Source organism: Mucilaginibacter pocheonensis, from assembly GCF_031456535.1.
GTDB lineage: Bacteria > Bacteroidota > Bacteroidia > Sphingobacteriales > Sphingobacteriaceae > Mucilaginibacter > Mucilaginibacter pocheonensis.
The window spans coordinates 271,221-288,902 of the sequence record NZ_JAVDUU010000005.1 but is presented as its reverse complement, the minus strand read 5'-3'; the positions used below and the strand labels follow the sequence as shown (position 1 = coordinate 288,902).

Below are 17,682 nucleotides of genomic sequence, written 5' to 3'. Positions count from 1 at the left end.
AGGTAATCTGTAATTGAATATTATAATTATAAATTAAACTTTAAGCTTATTTTGTACTTAAGTTAAGCATCTTATGTCAAAAAAAATTTTAGTGATTGAGGATGATACTGACATCCGGGAAACCATTGTTTATGTTTTGGAAGAGGAGAATTATGAGGTGCTTGCCTCAGATAATGCCAGGATACTAAAAAAAATAAATGAGTTTAACCCCGATCTGATATTGCTTGATAACTGGCTTACCGACTGGGTAAGCGATGCAAACGGGCAACAGTTAAGCAAAGCTTTAAAAAATGACCCGGTTACCAGTCATATCCCGGTGATTATAATTTCGGCTGTTAACAATATAAAGGAAATTGCTGAAGCCGGCGAGGCTGACGGTTATTTAAAAAAACCATTTGATTTAACCGAATTGCTCAGTGTGGTAAAACAGTATACCCAATAGTTTTACAAAGCTCGTGTTGCCTATACAGCCGTGGCCAGATAAAATGCCCGGCTCCGGGGACATATTTGTACGCCGGATAAAATATTTAACATTATTATTTGATAATTAACCGTATGATTTTGGTGGTGTTCTTTTTACACTATCGGTCATGCTAAAAGCTTTGTGGCAAGGCCATCAGCCCTGTTTTGTAGGGCATTTTTAAAAGTTTTTTTGAGGCTGTTATTTTGTATTTGAAACTTAATTGCCTTATTTATAATTAATTGTTGATTATTAAGTGTACCTTTACTTAATTAAATAAAAATTATAATGCAAGGAACAGTAAAATTCTTCAATGAAAGCAAAGGTTTTGGATTTATTACACCAACTAACGGTGGAGCCGAAGTTTTTGTACACGCCTCAGGCCTTATTGACACTATCCGCGAAAACGATAGCGTTACCTACGATGTAGAACAAGGCAAAAAAGGCTTAAATGCGGTAAATGTAAAAGTAGGTTAATAACTCTATTATTATAATCGTACAAGCATCTGCACAACGTGCAGATGCTTTTTTTATGCAACAAAAAACGCGGATGGTTTACCATCCGCGTTTTGATAAGTTGTTATATCAATCGTCAATTAGTTCAGGTACGATTGTAACAGATTTGATTTTGAATTGTGGCGTAAACGCATCAACGCTTTATCTTTTAACTGGCGTACACGCTCACGGGTAAGGTTAAATTTTTCGCCAATTTCTTCTAACGAGTGAGGGGCGTAACCACCCAGCCCAAAGAAAAGGACGATAACCTCGCGGTCACGTTCGGCAAGCACGCTCAACGAGCGTTTTATTTCCTGCGACAATGAATCAAGCATCAGGTCGGTATCAGTTGCAGCATCGGTACTTTGCAATACATCAAGCAAAGTATTTTCTTCGCCCTGGATAAAAGGAGCGTCCATTGATATCTGCCTGCCGGCATTACTCAATGAATCAGATATTTTATCAACTGATACTTCAAGGTCTTCGGCCAACTCCTCAGGTGTTGGTTGCCTTTCAAATTCCTGCTCTAATTTTGAAGCAGCTTTGTGTATCTTGCTCAATGAACCTATTTGGTTTAAAGGCAAGCGCACAATGCGTGATTGCTCAGCTACGGCTGAAAGTATTGACTGGCGGATCCACCATACGGCGTACGAAATGAATTTAAAGCCCTTGGTTTCGTCAAAACGTTTGGCGGCTTTAATTAAGCCTAAGTTGCCTTCATTTATAAGGTCGCCTAAGGTTAGGCCCTGATTTTGATATTGTTTTGCTACCGATACCACAAAGCGAAGGTTAGTTTTTGTTAACCTTTCCAGTGCGGCCTGATCGCCCTCACGTATCTTCTGCGCCAGGATCACTTCTTCCTGCGCGCTGATTAAATCTACCTTGCCTATTTCATGCAGATACTTTTCAAGCGACTGAGACTCGCGATTGGTAATGGATTGGGATATTTTAAGTTGTCTCATTTTTTTGAATAGATTTTTTTCAAGCTAATAAACAGTCCGATAAGATTTTGTCCGGTTGGTTTAACCGGCTGATATAAAAAATAAATTAAATTAAACTTTGCTTCTGTAATTTTTCTATACCCGGATAGTTAAAATGAGGGTTGGCTAATGCTGTTATTGCAGTACGAAGCGTGGTGTTAGTAACCAATAATTGTTTAATCAATATATGATCTCTTAAATGGATGGACAAAGATACACAATTCAATGCCATTATTGTGTCACAAATACATGGCATTGTTATTTAAATATATAACGTTCTTGTAATGGTTTTTAATTAACAAATTCGGTTGCGGGTTTGTTTTTTTTACCATGATTTTTATTCCATTTAATTTTTATTTTGCCGTCTTCGCCATCAGTTGCCAGTATATGCAGTACAATACCGCGCATCCTCTTTTTATTCCGTTCGGCCAGATCAACTATAGCTGTATCTTTTTTAGGGTTGCGGAGCGGGATATCCAGCGCAATATTTGTCCCTGTTGACAAAGAGTAAACACCGGCAACATCCATGTTAAGTACGCTGGAATTAATTTGCATAGGGCTGATAGTTATTTTGTCGCCATTGATGTCAAACCTGCCTTTAAGGTTTGAAAAAGTGATATTGTCAAGGTCACGGAAAGGAAATGCAAATTTACCCACAAGTTGGATAGGCGAAAAATTAACCAGCGCGCCTTTTTTCAGGTCAAACGTTGTTACTCCGTTTATTGACCGTGGCACCAGGTTGCCCTCATTGTTTATGCTGCCTGTGATATGGGCCTGGGCCGACAGAAAACCCTTTAAATTTTTATAAGTGAAACTCTGCAGTCCGAAATTATTAAATGAGTAAAAAAAGTTACTGGTATTTACATTATCAATTTGAGTGTTGAGCAAAAAAGTATTGACAGCACCTTTCTGAATAATATTGCCGGCTAACTTTAATGAACCTCCCGCATGTTTTACACTCACATTTTTAACCCGTATGCTGTTATCGGCTAATAATAAATCGGCATTAGCATTAGTGGCCAAAAACTTTTTGTAGTAAACTTTATCAACATGCAGGTGAAGCTCCGCCTTTCCTTTATCAAAGGCGGTGTTCAGCTGGTTATTTAAATTGGTCTTTCCGTTCCGGGTTTTAACCGGCGCTTTGCCTCTCCGGGTATTCAAAAACCCCAAAAATTCGCCTATATGCAATTGCGGACTGTGTATTTGCCAGCTTATCAGTATTTTTTCAGGATCGGTATAATACAGGTTTAAAAAATTGTTTACACGGCCTTCCATATACACTACGCTCTGGCCGGTTTGCAGCCGTATGTCCTTCATCAGTAAATCATTCTCCGTAAGTTTTAAGGAGATGCCGGTATTTTTAAAATGGAGGTTACGCGGCAAGTAACTTACATCGGCATTTTTAATAATTACAGTTCCGCTTAGTTTTGGTTTATTTAACCGGTAATTCACAAGGTCGGCTTTATAGGCAAGCTTAAGATCAGCAGTGCCTTTGGTAAACCTGAGGCTTTCTTCGCCAATTACTGAATTGAGGTTATCAACATTAAAATGCGATTTAAACACGCCTGTTGCCACGGGCACATTTAAGTTATTAATAAAAGCGGTATCAACAGTAAACGGTAATTGCTTGTAACTTCCGTTAAAATGATAAAGTTTTATTATCGAGTTATCGTCATTTAATCCTTTGCCATTAATGTAATTATTGGAGAACACACCGTTAAAGCTGCAATGCTCAACCTTGGCGCCAGGGATAGTGACAGTATTGTTTTTTACATTGCAGGTAACCAAAATCAACGGATCGCCTGGTCCAAAGCTGCCTTTCAGATCGCATTTTACCGCTATCGGATCGTCAATATTAAACATGTTCAGGCTTTTGGTAATGTTTGGGGCAAGCAGGTTTGCCGCACTTTTCCAAAGGATATTATCATTCACAATATTCAGTGTAAAATCTACCGGATCAGTGGCCAGGTTAAATTTGCCGCCAATGGTAAAAATGTCATCGCCAATATGAAGCTTGTTAGGTGCAACAACAATAAGTTTGCTTTTATTATTGTAATTAATGTCAAATGGCCCCTGGAGTAACTTGTCTTTCAAAAAACTTCCCTTTTTTGTATTAAACGAAAAGCTTTTAACCAGTGTTTTTAGTTGGAGATGCGTATTCCACCCGGTAGCAGGGTAATCCATTTTACCTTTAACATCGTTCGCTTCAAACTTAAATAGCTTCTGCGCTCTCCTGTCGTCAACAACAAATTTAACATTACTCAGCTCAAAACGCTTAATTTGTGTTGGTGAATCGGCATTTGTTTCGGGTGTTTTATTTGTTTTGCTTTTACCTTTAAAAACAGAGGTATTGCTATATCCGGTACTGTCAGTAAACAGATCAATACTGGCGTTGCGTATCTCAATTTTGTTGATCTCTACCTTGCCTTTCATCAGGGCCATGGCATTTACAGAAACGTGAAAATCTTTTGAATCCAGCAACGTGTGGTGATGCGTTGCCCACAGCTTATCTTTGATCGTCACGTTTTTTAACGTTACCGAAACACCCGGAAAACCGCTGAAAAGGGTAGGGTCAATGTTGCCGATAGACAGTGTGCCGTTCAGGTTTTTATTAAGTTCGGCAGTGATCAGGTTAAGTACTTTTTGCTTATTGTAAACTACATATATGGTTATTGCAATAAAAGCTACTATAACTAATGCTATAATACCACCTACTACTTTTAACAATATTTTAACCCATTTAGGCATTTCTGATAATTTACCAATAAAGGTTTAAATAGCCTAATTGTTTGTGTATAAAGCCTGTGGTTGTTAAAAGTTTCTGATTTGTTACAATAGCAGGAGGTAGCGCAATTGAACGGATATGTATTAAAATTATTTATTTAAAAGCTTCAAAGCCTCTTTAATATAATATAAACCCGTTTCTGAATAGGTTAAGCCCAAAGCAAACTGGTGGCCGTGTGCGTCCATTTTTAACAGGGATTTTTTAAGGATATTGATCACCTTATCGGGTTCGTATTTAGGATAGAAGTCCTCATACTGGAATTGCAGAAAAACCAGGCACAACGCGTTTTCCATAGTCTGCACGTCATGGTCAACCTTGAGCTTTTGTTTAAGTAGTATCTGTTTTACTCTTGCAATTTGTTCCGGACCGTAACCAACCTGTTCCATAATAGCACCCGCTTTTTCGGCATGATATTGGGCAAGATCCTTGCGCCACTTTAAATAAGCTTCCCTTCCTTCGGGATAAGTATTGCGCGGTATTTCCCAACGGCCAATATGCTGACTTCTGGACGCCAGCAACAGTTCTTCGTCGGCATCAGGATTGAGTTTTTTAACCCAGTCATACAGTTTTATGGCTAAAAAATATTCCTGTGGCCAGGACGAGCCATCCCAAACAAGGGTATTCGGATCTTTTTGGTTGTAGGCATCAAAATGCTCAAAGGCGGCGCTTAATTTACTCATGGTTATAAATCAGCGTAAATATAATTTATTTAAAGGTGGTTATCCTGTTTTCGATTAGTATAAAATTGTCCTTTGACGATTCGCAAACCGGACAGCAATAGTTAGCGAGTGTTTCAAAGTCAGTGCCCGGAGCAATACCGTTCACCATATCGCCATAAGTCTTATCATAAATACTGAAACAGTTTTTGCATTGGTAAACATGGTGTGTTTCCTTATCCACGTTTTTATCGTCAGCTTCAACGGATAAAACCGGTAATGCTACGTTGTCGTCAATCAAAATGCCATAAAAATAATCGCACAGTTCAATTAAACATTTACCCAGGTCGGTAACCTGTACGTTTTCTTTGTAAACGACATAATCTTTTGAGTTAGGATTAAAATCAACCGTGTGCAACACATCAAACACACCGGGTGCCTGTTTTTTGATAATGATGGAACCGGGCAAACCTGTTTTAGGTTGCATTTTAATGGCAAAACAGAGCCGGTAAGTACGCAGGTCATATTCCTCAAACTCACGTACCAGTTGCTGCTTTAATTCCAGGCTTTCGCTGTTTAGGTTTTCCAGCTGCCAGTTCAGCTCATTAGAAGCATGCCTTACGTTTATGCGATATTTATTTAGTATGATGCCCCATTCTTTACGGTCGACTTCATTAATGCCTTTGATCAGTATTGATTTCCAGGGTGTGGTATATAATTGTCCGATGCGGTTTTTGAGGCAAATGGTACAAATATCCTTCATAAATGCCAGCGGGAACAGCTCATTGCGGCGGTATATGCCCAGCCAGTATTTATTGTTAACATACCGGTTTAGGCCTTCATAATAAGGAAGCTGAAAATCCGGTAATTTTAAAGGCTCGGATATGGGCTGGTCAACAAGGTCACTTTTCGTTTTCACCAGGTTGTAAAACCGGGTATGATCTACCTGCAGCTGGTCGTAAAACAAAGCCTTATGATGCATAATCACCTCTTCGGCTGTTTTACTCAGCGTTGGGATATCATCTGAATAAACCAGCGAAGGCCAGCAATAAATTTCGTTTGTTTTAGGGAAACGGATATACAAATACCAGTAATTGCTTATATCTGATGTGATAAAATTAAAATTACCGCTAAAAAAAGGTATAAAAGTTTGGTTTTTGTCGACCAGGTTAACTTTTAACTTTGGTTTAAAATTAAACAGGTCAAATATATCCTTGTAAACCCCTTCCTTTATCCAGCTTTCGGTATTGAAAATAGCATCTGTTACATAAGAGCTAATGATGTTTGGAAATTCATCCTCATTTATCTCATAACTAATCTCGGCGCGCAACATATCCATTTCCATATCTTCCAGGCTACCCGCCTCAATACAGAAGAACAATTGCTGCCTGTTACCGATACGGATGGCTTTGGCGCCCGCGTTTTCCGCGATCAGCAATAGTTCATATAAATCGCCGGCAGATATTACGCCACCCGGCAAATTAACTTTGATACAATAGGTTTTCGTTTCCATTTGTAGCCTCTTATTTTACTAAAACATCTGTTCCCAGCATCTCTTCCAGCAGGCGTTTTACCTCGGGCCTGCATGATCCGCAACCGGTGCCTGCACCGGTTGTATTGCACAGGTCTTTCAGGTTATTGCAACCCGATGCTATTTTATTACGGATATTGTCGCTGCCTACATTATTGCAACTGCAAACCAGCTTACCCAGTACTGGTTCGGCCTTGTTGCCGCTACGCAGGAGTTGTATCCTCTTTTCGCTAAGTTCGGTCTTGTTGGCTATCAGTTCCCTAAACTCGTTGAATTCGCTTTTATCACCAATCAGGATAGTGCCTACCAGGCGGTCTTCATGGATAATGCACTTTTTATAATAGCGCTTGGCCTTATCAATAAACACAATCTCTTCGTAATTTTGATTGTCAGGGCATTCTGACAGACCAATGCTGCAGAGGTCAAACCCATGTATCTTGATGATGTTCATGAACAATGTGCCTTTGTAATAGCTGGCAATATCGCCGTTCATGTATTTGGCCATTACCTCGGCTTGTTGCTCGGCGGCCGCGGTAATTCCGTACATGGTGCCTTCAAATTCCGCAATTTCACCAATGGCATATATATCCGGGTCGCTGGTTTGCATCCGTTCGTTCACTATAACGCCGCGCTTGCATTCCAGCCCGCAATCTTTGGCAATTTCCAGGTTGGGGGTAGTGCCAATGGCCAGTATCATGGCATCACAGTCTATTTTGTTGCCGCTTTTTAAACCAACCCCGGTTAATTTTGAGCGACCGTAGAATAACTGCACCTCATCATCATAATAAATATCACAACCCTGGTCGGCCATCTCCTCGGCCAATAGCTGACTGCCCAATACATCTAACTGACGGTTTAAAAAGCGCGAAACACGCTGAACAATAGTGATCCTTATGCCAATTTCGCGCAGGGAAGCGGCCATTTCCAAACCCAGTAAACCGCCACCTACAATAACCACGTGGCCTCCATGCGGCACATGTTTTATAAAACTATCGGCATCGTTGCGGCTGCGCATGGTAAAAATACCCGGCAACGACGGCACATTTTTAGGAACCGAAGCCCGGCTGCCGGTTGCCAGCAGTAAAACATCGTAAGGGGTTTTAACCCCTCTTGAATCGGTAACCTGTTTGTTGGCGCGGTCAATTTTATCAATACTTACGCCACGCAGCATTTTTATTTTGTATGCAGGCTCTTCCGAGTCCTTCATTTTTACCAGTTGGTCCCATGATTGCTCACCGCTGATATAGTCAGGCAGCATAACACGGTTATAAAAAGGGTAATTCTCTTTGCTGAATATCGTGATCTCATCATCAGGATTCAGCTCCCGGTATGATTTTACAAAGCCATATGCCCCCGCACCCGCGCCTACCACCACAATACGTTGAAATGGCTTTTTATACTTTTGCAGGTTTACTGCACAATATTTAAAATCGGGTTCTTTTGATATAGGGTCAACCTGATCGCTGGTAATGTTATTGGCACGGTTAAGATCGTTATTTAAAATTTTACCCCAATGCATGGGCAAAAACACCACACCGCGTTTTATCTGGCTTGTTAATTTGGCCTGTACCTGTACTTCACCTCTTCGTGAGGTTACCACGGTAATATCGCCGTCATTAAGCTGCAATATGATGGCATCATCCGGGTGTATCTCTAAAAAAGCCTGTTTATAATGCTGATTAAGTTTATTTACCTTGCCTGTTTTGCTCATGGTATGCCACTGGTCGCGTATGCGACCGGTAGTCAGTATAAATGGAAAATCATCATCTGGCTTTTCGCTGGTCAGGGTATCCTCAACCGGGCTGATCACCGCTTTTGCTGAAGGGGTATAAAACTGCTTATCGGTAAATAAACGCGGCGTACCTTTTTGGAGACTTTTCTTTTTATAAGGCCATTGTACCGTTTTTTGCTCTTTTAAAATTTCATAATTCAGTCCGCTTATATCAATATTGGTTTTGGCGGTTAGCTTTACATGTTCAGCGTATATAGCGGCCGGGTTTTCAAAATCGAACCCTTTATAACCCATTTTGCGGGCAAACCTGCAAATGATCTCGGCATCGGGCAGCGCTTCTCCCGGCGGGTCAATGATCTTGTTCAGGTAGCTGATGCGGCGTTCAGAATTAGTCATGGTGCCTTCCTTTTCGGCCCAGGCAGCAGCAGGTAATATCACATCTGCATAAGCTAAAGTTTCGGGCTTGTTGCTTATCTCCTGTAGTACCACAAACTTCGCTTTCTTTAGGGCTTCCTCGGCCAGGCGTACATTTGGCAAACTGGTTAGCGGGTTGGTGCACATGATCCAGATAGCTTTTAACCGGCCATCATTAAGGGCCTCAAACATTTCGGTAGCTGTTAAGCCCGGTTTGGGCTGAATAGCGGTACCGCCCCAGAATTTTTGTACCTCCTCGCGGTGCAGCGGATTATTGAGGTTGCGATGGGCCGGAAGCAGATTTGCCAGGCCGCCAACTTCCCTGCCGCCCATTGCATTGGGCTGCCCGGTTAATGATAGCGGGCCCGATCCTGGTTTGCCAATATGGCCGGTAATTAAATTTAGGTTAATGAGGCTTAAATTTTTATTTACCCCTATGGCACTTTGGTTAAGCCCCATGGTCCACATGGTAATAAAGCCTTTTGCTTCGCCAATGTACTTGGCAGCAAGGCGGATACTGCTTTCGCTTAACCCGCAAATATTTGCAGCTTCGGCCAGTGTTTTTTGGAAAACTATGGTGCTGTATTGTTCAAAACCTTCGGCATGGTTATTAATAAAGTCAATATCAATATCGCCGTTCTCAATCAGTAACCGGCCAATGGCATGGTTAAGGGTAATATCGGTACCCGGATTTATCTGCAGATGCAGATCTGCAATGGCACAGGTATCGGTAACCCGCGGGTCAACAACGATGATCTTTGCATTGGGGTTTGCAGCTTTGTGTGCCTCAACTCTTCTCCATAAAATGGGGTGGCACCAGGCCGGGTTACCACCCATAATATAAAAGCAATTGGCAAGTTCAATATCATCATAACAGAGCGGAACGCTGTCTTCGCCCAAAGCGGTTTTATAAGCCACTACCGCACTGCTCATGCATAGGCGCGAGTTGGTATCGAGGTTATTGCTGCCGATAAACCCTTTCATTAGTTTGTTAACCACATAATACTCCTCGGTTAAGCACTGTCCCGATGCATAAAAAGCCACGGAGTCGGGCCCGTATTTGTCAATAAAAGTTTTAAAAACAGCGGCGGTACGTTCAAGCGCCTCATCCCAGCTTACCTGCTGCATGGGCATGCTTTTGTTATAACGCATTTGCGGATAAAGCAGGCGGTCGCTTTTGTCATTTACGGTATAATGCAAATTCATCCCTTTGCTGCAAAGCATTCCCTTATTTACTGGATGCTCTGCATCGCCCTGCAGTGTAATGGTTCCGTTTTTTTCTTTGTTTACCACAACGCCGCAACCCACCCCGCAATAACAGCAGGTGGAGGTTACGGCATTGGCGGTAAACCTGTTTTTAGATGTTGATGCTTTTACGCTCATGATTTATTATGCCATGCTGCCTGCTATTACAGGGTCAGTTTCTTTACTGGGAACTGATTGTTTGTAAAAACGGGTTATGAAAACAATGATGGATACCGCAATAACGGTGTAGCCTATATAAGTAAATGCCTGTACGTAAGTAATGGAATCAGACTTGAACAGGAAGCCGAATAACATGCCGCCGAAATTGCCCCCGGCACCAACTATACCGCTTACCAGGCCTACATTTTTGGTATTCACAAATGGTACTATACCATAAGTAGCACCGTTTGCCATTTTAAGGAACAGCGCGAATGAAAGCATAGAAACAATAGCGGCCAATAACGAGCCTGATTGTGCAAATAATATTAACAATGCGCCTTCACATAATAAAACACCGGCAAGTAATAAGCCTTTACCCCGCATACCGAATTTGTTGCCAACCTTGTCAGATACAATGCCACCCAAAGCGCGGGCAAATATGTTCATGAAGCCAAAGATTCCGGCCCAAAAGCCAGCAGAGCTTTGTGAAAGATGAAAGGAGTCGACAAAATGAAGCGAGGCCACGTTGTCAAAAGTGATCTCCATACCAAAGCACATGGCATAGGCCATAGTTAAGGCCCAGATACGCCAGTCGGCCAGCACGCTCCAGTCTGTTTTTGATGACTTGCCCTGGGTATAACCAACCTCGTCATAGTTTCCGTTAGGGGTATCTTTCGTGTATTTTGAATATAAAAAAGCAATAACCAGCATCATTACGCCGGGAACAATCATAGCATAACGCCATGCCTCGGCTTTGGTATAGCCAAAACCTACAATAGCTGCAAATATTAAAGGCATTACCATGTTAGTTACGCCGCCGCCCAGGTTGCCCCAGCCACCGGTTACCGCGTTTGCAGTACCTTTTAATTTTGGCGCGAACATCATGGAAGTATGGAACTGTGTAATTACAAACGAAGCCCCAATAACCCCAATAGCCAGCCTGAACAATAAAAAGGTGGTATAATCATGTGCCAGTCCTACAAAAAACACCGGCAATGAACCCACCAGCAAAAGCCTGATGGCTGTTTTGCGCGGCCCCCAGGTATCGCAAAGCTTACCGATGATAAGGCGGGCTATAATGGTTGCCGATACTGATGCTATAATAATATTACCTATTTGCCCTTTGGTAAGGTGAAGTTCCGCACGAATGGTAGGCATTAAAGGCGCCAAACCGAACCATCCGAAGAAACAAACAAAAAACATGAGCCAGGTGATGTGAAATGTGCGCATTTGAACACCTTTCAGCGAAAATATGTTGAGTTTGGTGAGTTGATTTTCCATGGTTCTAAATTTTTAATGTAAGGGGTTTATTTATTTAAAAATTCGGGTTTAATGTTTATCTGCAGGTAAGCCCATACTGGTTTTAAATTGGCAGTGCCAGGCGTTATATTTTTGGCGTACTCCATGCTGTGCGTGGCCGCCATGTATGACAGGCCAAGATCAAGACCTGTAAATTTATTGAGCTTGTAGCCGGTAGTAAGGTCAAACTCGGTACCGAGGTATTTGCCTACTGGCTTGCCACTAATGTCTTTTTGATTCTGTGCCAGCATAAAATAATGGTTGGCAAGTTCTGTTGTGAAGCGGTTGTTGGCCGACGCATACTTTATTTTTAAGTATGGGTTGCTTAAACCTCCTGTTGGCGAGCCGCTTACTGCATAAAAATAATCCATGTATCCCCAAAACTTATGCGGCGTGCCATATAAGGGGTCAAAGCGGTGGTTGGTTTTTGATGTTGAAAAAGCGTCATTACCCGACAAATAATCCCAACCTGCCGCGTAGCTTATAGTACTGGGCTTATAAGTTATGGATGTAGTAATGGTATAGGCGCTTAACGATAGCCCATCGCGATCATGACCACCCTGGTAGTAAAAGCCACCGGTTAATGCCAACTGGTTTTTATCGCCAAAGGCTGGATTTACCAATAAGCCTGTGGTATACCTGGTATTTACCCCGGTTTGATTAAAACGTTTGCCATATAAATAGCCAACCTCAGTTCCGGAAGTATTTTTAACCGAGTCTAACACGTATTTGCTAAACTGGTCGGCCAGGAACAGACCTGATATTTTGGTTTTGTTGAATTTTTTTGCGGCGTATAAATACTCCAAAGCCTTGTAGTTTTGGGTTGACGCGTTGGAGCCGGGAGGGTTAAGATAAGCCGGACTTCCATTTTTAGCACTGATACCGGCAGCATTAATAAGCGGAATAAAACCTGTGGGTGTGTTTATGAGGTTGCCCTTGCTGTCTTTTACAGTAGCAGGTACGTTGGCCGGTGTGTAATAGGTACCATTATAATTAATGGCGTCGGAGTTTTGATTAAATGCCGCGCCAAGATCAAGCTGCCAGCCATTTTGTAACATTTTTAGTACAATGGCGTCATGGCGGCGCCCCTGCTGTGTCCAGTCTAAGTTACCAAGCAGGCGCTCATCATCATAAACCAGTTCCTGGCGGCCAATTTTAACGGCAAAATAATCAAGCGGCGATGATTTAAAAGAAGTGTCTTTTTTGTTGGATAAAATAATTTCGGCCCAAGCCTCGTGCAACCCTAATTTATTACCATCGGCAACAGTTGTGGTTGATGCGTCCTGTCCCCATAGGCGAACATCCTGAACGGCTGTGTGGAAAATAAGTTTACTTGATTTGTAATCAAGCGTTAAACGCGTTCGTTGCGACACGAAAGCTGCATCTTTGTACCCCGTGGTTTGAAGGGTACCATAACCATCCCTTAATTCACCCCTTGTTCTTAATTGTCCTGAAAAAGTTACCTGGGCATCTGCATGTAAAGAGGAAAAACTGAAAACAATGAATGCAATAAAAGGAATAGTGTATTGGTTTAATACATTTTTGTACATTTGAGATAGTTTTTTATTTGTTAAAGCAATGAAAACTGTTTAACCCTGTCTGGGAATGCGACCTCCCGGCAGGGCTTTTTTATATCTTATATTTAAAGTTTCTATCCATAGGCATCTAATTTCTATTTTTTTCAGATTATTTGACTTTCATTGTGATAAATATATCTAAAATGGCATTATATATCAATAATTGCGCAATCATTTGTGTCTTTTTATGATTTAAATCATGGAAACTCCATTTTTTTATTAAATCATCAATTTTATAACGGCTTAAAACTGATTAAATAACATATTTATAATGTAAAAAGATGATTATGTTAATTTTTATTGTTAAAAAAACAATTTATGTTCATTTAAAATGCAGTTTTATCACTTAATTTCTGTTCAACTACGATAAAACTGCATAAATTATGACATTTATCATGCTATTGTTATGTTTAATTTGTGATATTTATTAATTAATATTGCAAAATGTGTTGTTTTGGAAAGTAAAAAATGACGTTGATGAAAAAAAGTCAAAATATTTGTGATAATAAGAGTTGTTTTTTATGTAAAAACAGTTTAAAGGAGTGGTTGCCCGCGATTGCAGCGCATAAAACCAATTTTAAAGTAAAAAAGGGAGAGGTTATTTTTAAAGAAGGCGATCCCGTGACCGGAATTTATTTTGTTAACTCCGGTAAGGTAAAAGTTTATAAAAAATGGGATAAAGATAAAGAGCTTATTGTGCGGTTTGCTAAAGAAGGCTCTCTTTTTGGCCATAGGGGGCTAGGAAAAGGCGGTAATTATCCTATATCGGCTTCTGCACTTGAACCCACAGTTGTTTGTTATGTAGATATTGCTTTTTTTGAAGCTTCATTAAAAGTTAATCCTGATTTTACTTACGAGCTGCTTATGTTTTTAACCGAAGAGCTAAAGCAATCAGAAAGAAAAATGCGTAACCTGGCCCACATGCCGGTTAAGGGCCGTGTGGCCGAGGCGCTGATCTCGCTTCAAAACCAGTTTGGCACCACTGCCGATGGTTTTATTAATATTGACCTCAGCCGGCAGGATCTTGCTTCATACGCCGGGGCTACCTATGAAACCGTTTTTAGAATGATGAATGAACTTGTAAGTGAAAAACTGATCAGTTTATCTGGGAAAAGCATTCGCCTTGTTAATCGCGATGAGCTTTTAAAGCTGGCCCAGGATGTTGTTTTTCTTTAAACGCATTTAAACAATACCTATGTAAACCTTCCCGTCGGTTACTTTTACCGGATAAGTTTTAATTTGGTACTCTTCGCCGGTCAGGCATTCACCGGTTAAAAGCGAAAATGATTTTTTGTGGAACGGACAGGCTACTTTGGGGTTGCAATCCTCACCGGTGCTGCCTATCATTCCGCGCGAAAGCACCATCTGTTGCTTATGCGGGCAAAGATTTTGTGTGGCGTACCATTCGCCGCGGCGTGAAAAATTAAATAAAGCTATTTGCTCATCTCCATGTTTTACACAGGCTCCTCCATTTTCGGGTACATCATCTGTGTAGCAAGCTAAAACCCATTGAATATCTGCTATTGTTTCCATGTTTTTATATTTTTTACTTTATCATTCTGAGGGCCTGATTTTAAATCAGGCAGTTACATTCGGTACAAAAAGCGTTTTTAATTATAAATTATATTACCACTGTGCTTTTACCTGCTCGCGCATGGTTTCAAATTTTATAGAAGGATCTTTCTCTTCCGGGGCGTTCACAAAATGGGCAAAGCGTTTGCGCAGGTTAGGGTTTTCAACCACCTCTTTCCATTCGCAATGGTAAGTATCTACCAGTTGCTGCATTTCTTCGTCTAGTTTTTCGGCAATTCCCAGGCTGTCATTAATAATTACATTTTTCAGGTAGCTCATGCCGCCTTCCATTTTATTTAGCCATGTAGCTGTCCTGGTTAATGGATCGGCTGTTTTAATATAAAACATCAGGAATCTGTCAATGTATTTAATGCAGGTAGCGCTGTCAACATCGGTAGCCAGCAATTGTGCATGCTGTGGTTTTGAGCCGCCATTGCCGCAAACGTACAGGTTCCAGCCTTTTTCAGTAGCTATTATGCCAAAATCTTTTGATTGGGCTTCGGCGCATTCGCGTATGCAGCCACTTACGCCGCCTTTAAGTTTATGTGGTGCACGAATGCCTTTGTATCTTTCTTCAATTTCAATGGCAAATGATACGCTGTCATGTAAGCCAAAGCGGCACCAGGTGCTGCCTACGCAACTTTTAACAGTACGCAGCGCTTTACCATAGGCGTGGCCGCTTTCGAAGCCGGCGTCAATCAATTCTTCCCATATTTCGGGCAGGTCATTTACGTGGGCGCCAAACATATCAATACGCTGGCCTCCGGTTATTTTAGTATAAAGCCCGTATTTTTTTGCAACCTGACCTATTACTATCAATTTATCAGGTGTTATTTCGCCACCCGGAATACGCGGCACAACCGAATAGGTTCCGCCTTTTTGTATGTTGGCCAGGTAGCGGTCATTGCTATCCTGAATGGTATCCTGTTTTACGATCACATCATTCCACAGGCTTGATAGGATGCTGGCTACCGCGGGTTTACAAACCTCGCAGCCATCGCCTTTGCCAAAATGATCAAGCACCAGGTCGTAGTTTTTAACCTTGTTTATTTTTACAAGGTCATACAGTTCCTGGCGCGAGTATTCAAAATGCTCGCATATTACGTTTTTAACATATTGTCCGTTGGCCTTCATAGTACCTGCTATCAGGTCTTTAACCAACGGAACACAGCCGCCACAGCCTGTGCCGGCTTTTGTGCATTTCTTGATCTCGTCAATGCCGCAGGCCCCGTCGTTAACAGCCGAACAAATGGCTGATTTGCTTACCGCTTCGCATGAGCAGATGAGAGCGTCGTCGGGTAAATTCATTACACCGGCGCCTTCGTTCGCTTCGCCACCCCTGGAGCCCAGTATCAGGTCTTCCGGGTTTGGTGGCAATGCTATCTTGTTGTTAACGGTTTGCAGCAGCATATTATAAGCATCGGCATCGCCAATTAAAATACCGCCAAGCAGGTATTTGCCATCGTTGGTAATGTTGATGCGTTTGTATATGCCTTTATGGGTGTCTTCAAATACAATGGTACGGCAATCGGGTTCGGTAATAAAAGCATCCCCGAAGCTGGCTACGTCAACGCCAATTAATTTGAGCTTGGTGCTCATATCGTATCCATAAAAGCCTTTTTCGCCACCTGTTAAGTAAGAGGCTACAATATCAGCCATTTCATATCCCGGGGCAACAAGTCCATATATCATACCTTCGTATAAGGCACATTCGCCTATGGCAAAGATGTTCTCGTCGCTGGTTTGCATCCTTTCATTTACCACAATGCCGCCACGGGTGCCGGTATGCAGGCCTGCCAGTTTTGCAAGTTCATCCCTTGGGCGTATGCCGGCCGATATTACCATTATATCAATAGGCAGGCTGGTATCATCATTAAAGCGTAATGCTTCAATCTTGCGTTCGCCAACAAAGGCTGATGTGTTTTTATTAAGATGGATATTTAGTCCGAGGCTTTTTAATTTGGAAAGGAGCATGCCGCTGCCTGCCGAATCTATCTGGCGGGGCATCAGGCGAGGTGCAAATTCAATTACATGAGTTTCCTGTATACCCAGGTCAATCAGTGCTTTTGCAGCCTCAAGACCCAGAAGGCCGCCTCCCATTACAGCGCCTACTTTGGCATTTGTAGCATATGACTTGATCAGGTCAAGATCTTCAATGGTGCGGTAAACAAATACGCCCTCTTTTTCAACGCCCGGAATATCAGGCACAAAGGCTGATGATCCGGTAGCGAGCACCAGATAGTCATATCTGATGGTAACGCCTTTTAAGGAATGAACTGTTTTTTCGCCGCGGTTTATTTCCTGAACTGGATCATTAAGATGTAACTTTATCCCGTTGTCGGTATACCAGGAGGCGGTAGAGAGTGATAGGTCACTTGCTGATTTGCCATTAAAATACTCACTGAGGTGAACCCTGTCATAAGCTATGCGGGGTTCTTCGCCAAAAACAATGATATTGAAATGAGATGATTTGGCTATTAGTTTTTCGCAAAACTTATAACCTACCATTCCATTGCCGACAACTACGATGGTTGGTTGAAACATATCTTAATTTTTTAAATGTTAAAGCAAAAACTGTATTTACAATGCATTTAGTTGCGACCTCAAAGCATTATGGTAACAATATTAACCAAATAAATCAGTATTTGCAATATTTGACACTGATAAAAATTAAAATTTTGGTGATTTTTATGATATTTATAATATTTAATGATGTTTTGCCTTTAATTTTTAGATTATTTTATGACTTGTATTGTTTTTAAACCATTCGAATTGAT

General features: G+C 41.4%; 12 protein-coding genes. 3 read left to right on the top strand and 9 right to left on the bottom strand.

The features are described 5' to 3' along the window. The first annotated feature begins 73 nt into the window (after positions 1-73). Positions 74-442 carry a response regulator gene (locus tag J2W55_RS24345; protein ID WP_310102603.1) on the top strand — a complete coding sequence of 123 codons (369 nt, stop codon included), beginning with the start codon at positions 74-76 and terminating at the stop codon, positions 440-442. Between the two features lie 303 nt (positions 443-745). Beyond that, positions 746-937, top strand: coding sequence for a cold-shock protein (locus tag J2W55_RS24340; protein ID WP_091145844.1), 192 nt, complete (start codon positions 746-748; stop codon positions 935-937). Positions 938-1,056: 119 nt separating this feature from the next. Here J2W55_RS24340 and J2W55_RS24335 read toward each other — a convergent pair whose 3' ends face one another. The 7 genes from J2W55_RS24335 to J2W55_RS24305 form a co-directional block, all read right to left on the bottom strand. Then, the gene (locus J2W55_RS24335) at positions 1,057-1,917 is read right to left on the bottom strand and encodes a sigma-70 family RNA polymerase sigma factor (RefSeq protein ID WP_310102600.1); all 861 of its coding nucleotides are present in this window, start codon (positions 1,915-1,917) and stop codon (positions 1,057-1,059) included. 309 nt (positions 1,918-2,226) lie between these two features. After that, positions 2,227-4,683, bottom strand: a complete 2,457-nt coding sequence (locus J2W55_RS24330; RefSeq protein ID WP_310102598.1) for an AsmA family protein — start codon at positions 4,681-4,683, stop codon at positions 2,227-2,229. A gap of 126 nt (positions 4,684-4,809) precedes the next feature. Then, positions 4,810-5,400 (bottom strand): DUF4202 domain-containing protein, encoded by a 591-nt coding sequence (locus J2W55_RS24325; RefSeq protein WP_310102595.1) that lies wholly within the window; start codon positions 5,398-5,400, stop codon positions 4,810-4,812. A gap of 25 nt (positions 5,401-5,425) precedes the next feature. Next, positions 5,426-6,889 (bottom strand): rubredoxin, encoded by a 1,464-nt coding sequence (locus tag J2W55_RS24320; protein WP_310102593.1) that lies wholly within the window; start codon positions 6,887-6,889, stop codon positions 5,426-5,428. A 10-nt stretch (positions 6,890-6,899) separates the two neighbouring features. Next, positions 6,900-10,436: a molybdopterin-dependent oxidoreductase gene (locus J2W55_RS24315; protein WP_310102591.1), complete on the bottom strand. Its 3,537-nt coding sequence runs from the start codon at positions 10,434-10,436 to the stop codon at positions 6,900-6,902. Positions 10,437-10,442: 6 nt separating this feature from the next. Further along, complete coding sequence (locus tag J2W55_RS24310; RefSeq protein WP_310102590.1) at positions 10,443-11,738, bottom strand: MFS transporter; 1,296 nt, start codon at positions 11,736-11,738, stop codon at positions 10,443-10,445. A 26-nt stretch (positions 11,739-11,764) separates the two neighbouring features. Then, positions 11,765-13,306 (bottom strand): alginate export family protein, encoded by a 1,542-nt coding sequence (locus tag J2W55_RS24305; RefSeq protein ID WP_310102589.1) that lies wholly within the window; start codon positions 13,304-13,306, stop codon positions 11,765-11,767. Between the two features lie 504 nt (positions 13,307-13,810). Between J2W55_RS24305 and J2W55_RS24300 the strand changes: the two genes are divergently transcribed. Continuing rightward, positions 13,811-14,509, top strand: coding sequence for a Crp/Fnr family transcriptional regulator (locus tag J2W55_RS24300; protein ID WP_310102587.1), 699 nt, complete (start codon positions 13,811-13,813; stop codon positions 14,507-14,509). A 6-nt stretch (positions 14,510-14,515) separates the two neighbouring features. On the opposite strand, the gene nirD is transcribed toward J2W55_RS24300, so the two are convergent. Beyond that, a complete protein-coding gene (nirD, locus tag J2W55_RS24295) occupies positions 14,516-14,866 on the bottom strand; it encodes a nitrite reductase small subunit NirD (RefSeq protein ID WP_310102584.1) in 351 nt (116 codons plus the stop codon). 93 nt (positions 14,867-14,959) lie between these two features. After that, the gene (nirB, locus tag J2W55_RS24290) at positions 14,960-17,449 is read right to left on the bottom strand and encodes a nitrite reductase large subunit NirB (protein ID WP_310102581.1); all 2,490 of its coding nucleotides are present in this window, start codon (positions 17,447-17,449) and stop codon (positions 14,960-14,962) included. Positions 17,450-17,682 lie beyond the last annotated feature (233 nt).

Excerpts from the sequence above, each read along its gene's own strand:
- J2W55_RS24345 (WP_310102603.1), top strand. The coding sequence starts at position 74 with ATGTCAAAAAAAATTTTAGTGATTGAGGATGATACTGACATCCGGGAA.
- J2W55_RS24335 (WP_310102600.1), bottom strand. The coding sequence starts at position 1,917 with ATGAGACAACTTAAAATATCCCAATCCATTACCAATCGCGAGTCTCAG.
- J2W55_RS24330 (WP_310102598.1), bottom strand. The coding sequence starts at position 4,683 with ATGCCTAAATGGGTTAAAATATTGTTAAAAGTAGTAGGTGGTATTATA.
- J2W55_RS24325 (WP_310102595.1), bottom strand. The coding sequence starts at position 5,400 with ATGAGTAAATTAAGCGCCGCCTTTGAGCATTTTGATGCCTACAACCAA.
- J2W55_RS24320 (WP_310102593.1), bottom strand. The coding sequence starts at position 6,889 with ATGGAAACGAAAACCTATTGTATCAAAGTTAATTTGCCGGGTGGCGTA.
- J2W55_RS24315 (WP_310102591.1), bottom strand. The coding sequence starts at position 10,436 with ATGAGCGTAAAAGCATCAACATCTAAAAACAGGTTTACCGCCAATGCC.
- J2W55_RS24310 (WP_310102590.1), bottom strand. The coding sequence starts at position 11,738 with ATGGAAAATCAACTCACCAAACTCAACATATTTTCGCTGAAAGGTGTT.
- J2W55_RS24305 (WP_310102589.1), bottom strand. The coding sequence starts at position 13,306 with ATGTACAAAAATGTATTAAACCAATACACTATTCCTTTTATTGCATTC.
- J2W55_RS24300 (WP_310102587.1), top strand. The coding sequence starts at position 13,811 with ATGAAAAAAAGTCAAAATATTTGTGATAATAAGAGTTGTTTTTTATGT.
- nirD (WP_310102584.1), bottom strand. The coding sequence starts at position 14,866 with ATGGAAACAATAGCAGATATTCAATGGGTTTTAGCTTGCTACACAGAT.
- nirB (WP_310102581.1), bottom strand. The coding sequence starts at position 17,449 with ATGTTTCAACCAACCATCGTAGTTGTCGGCAATGGAATGGTAGGTTAT.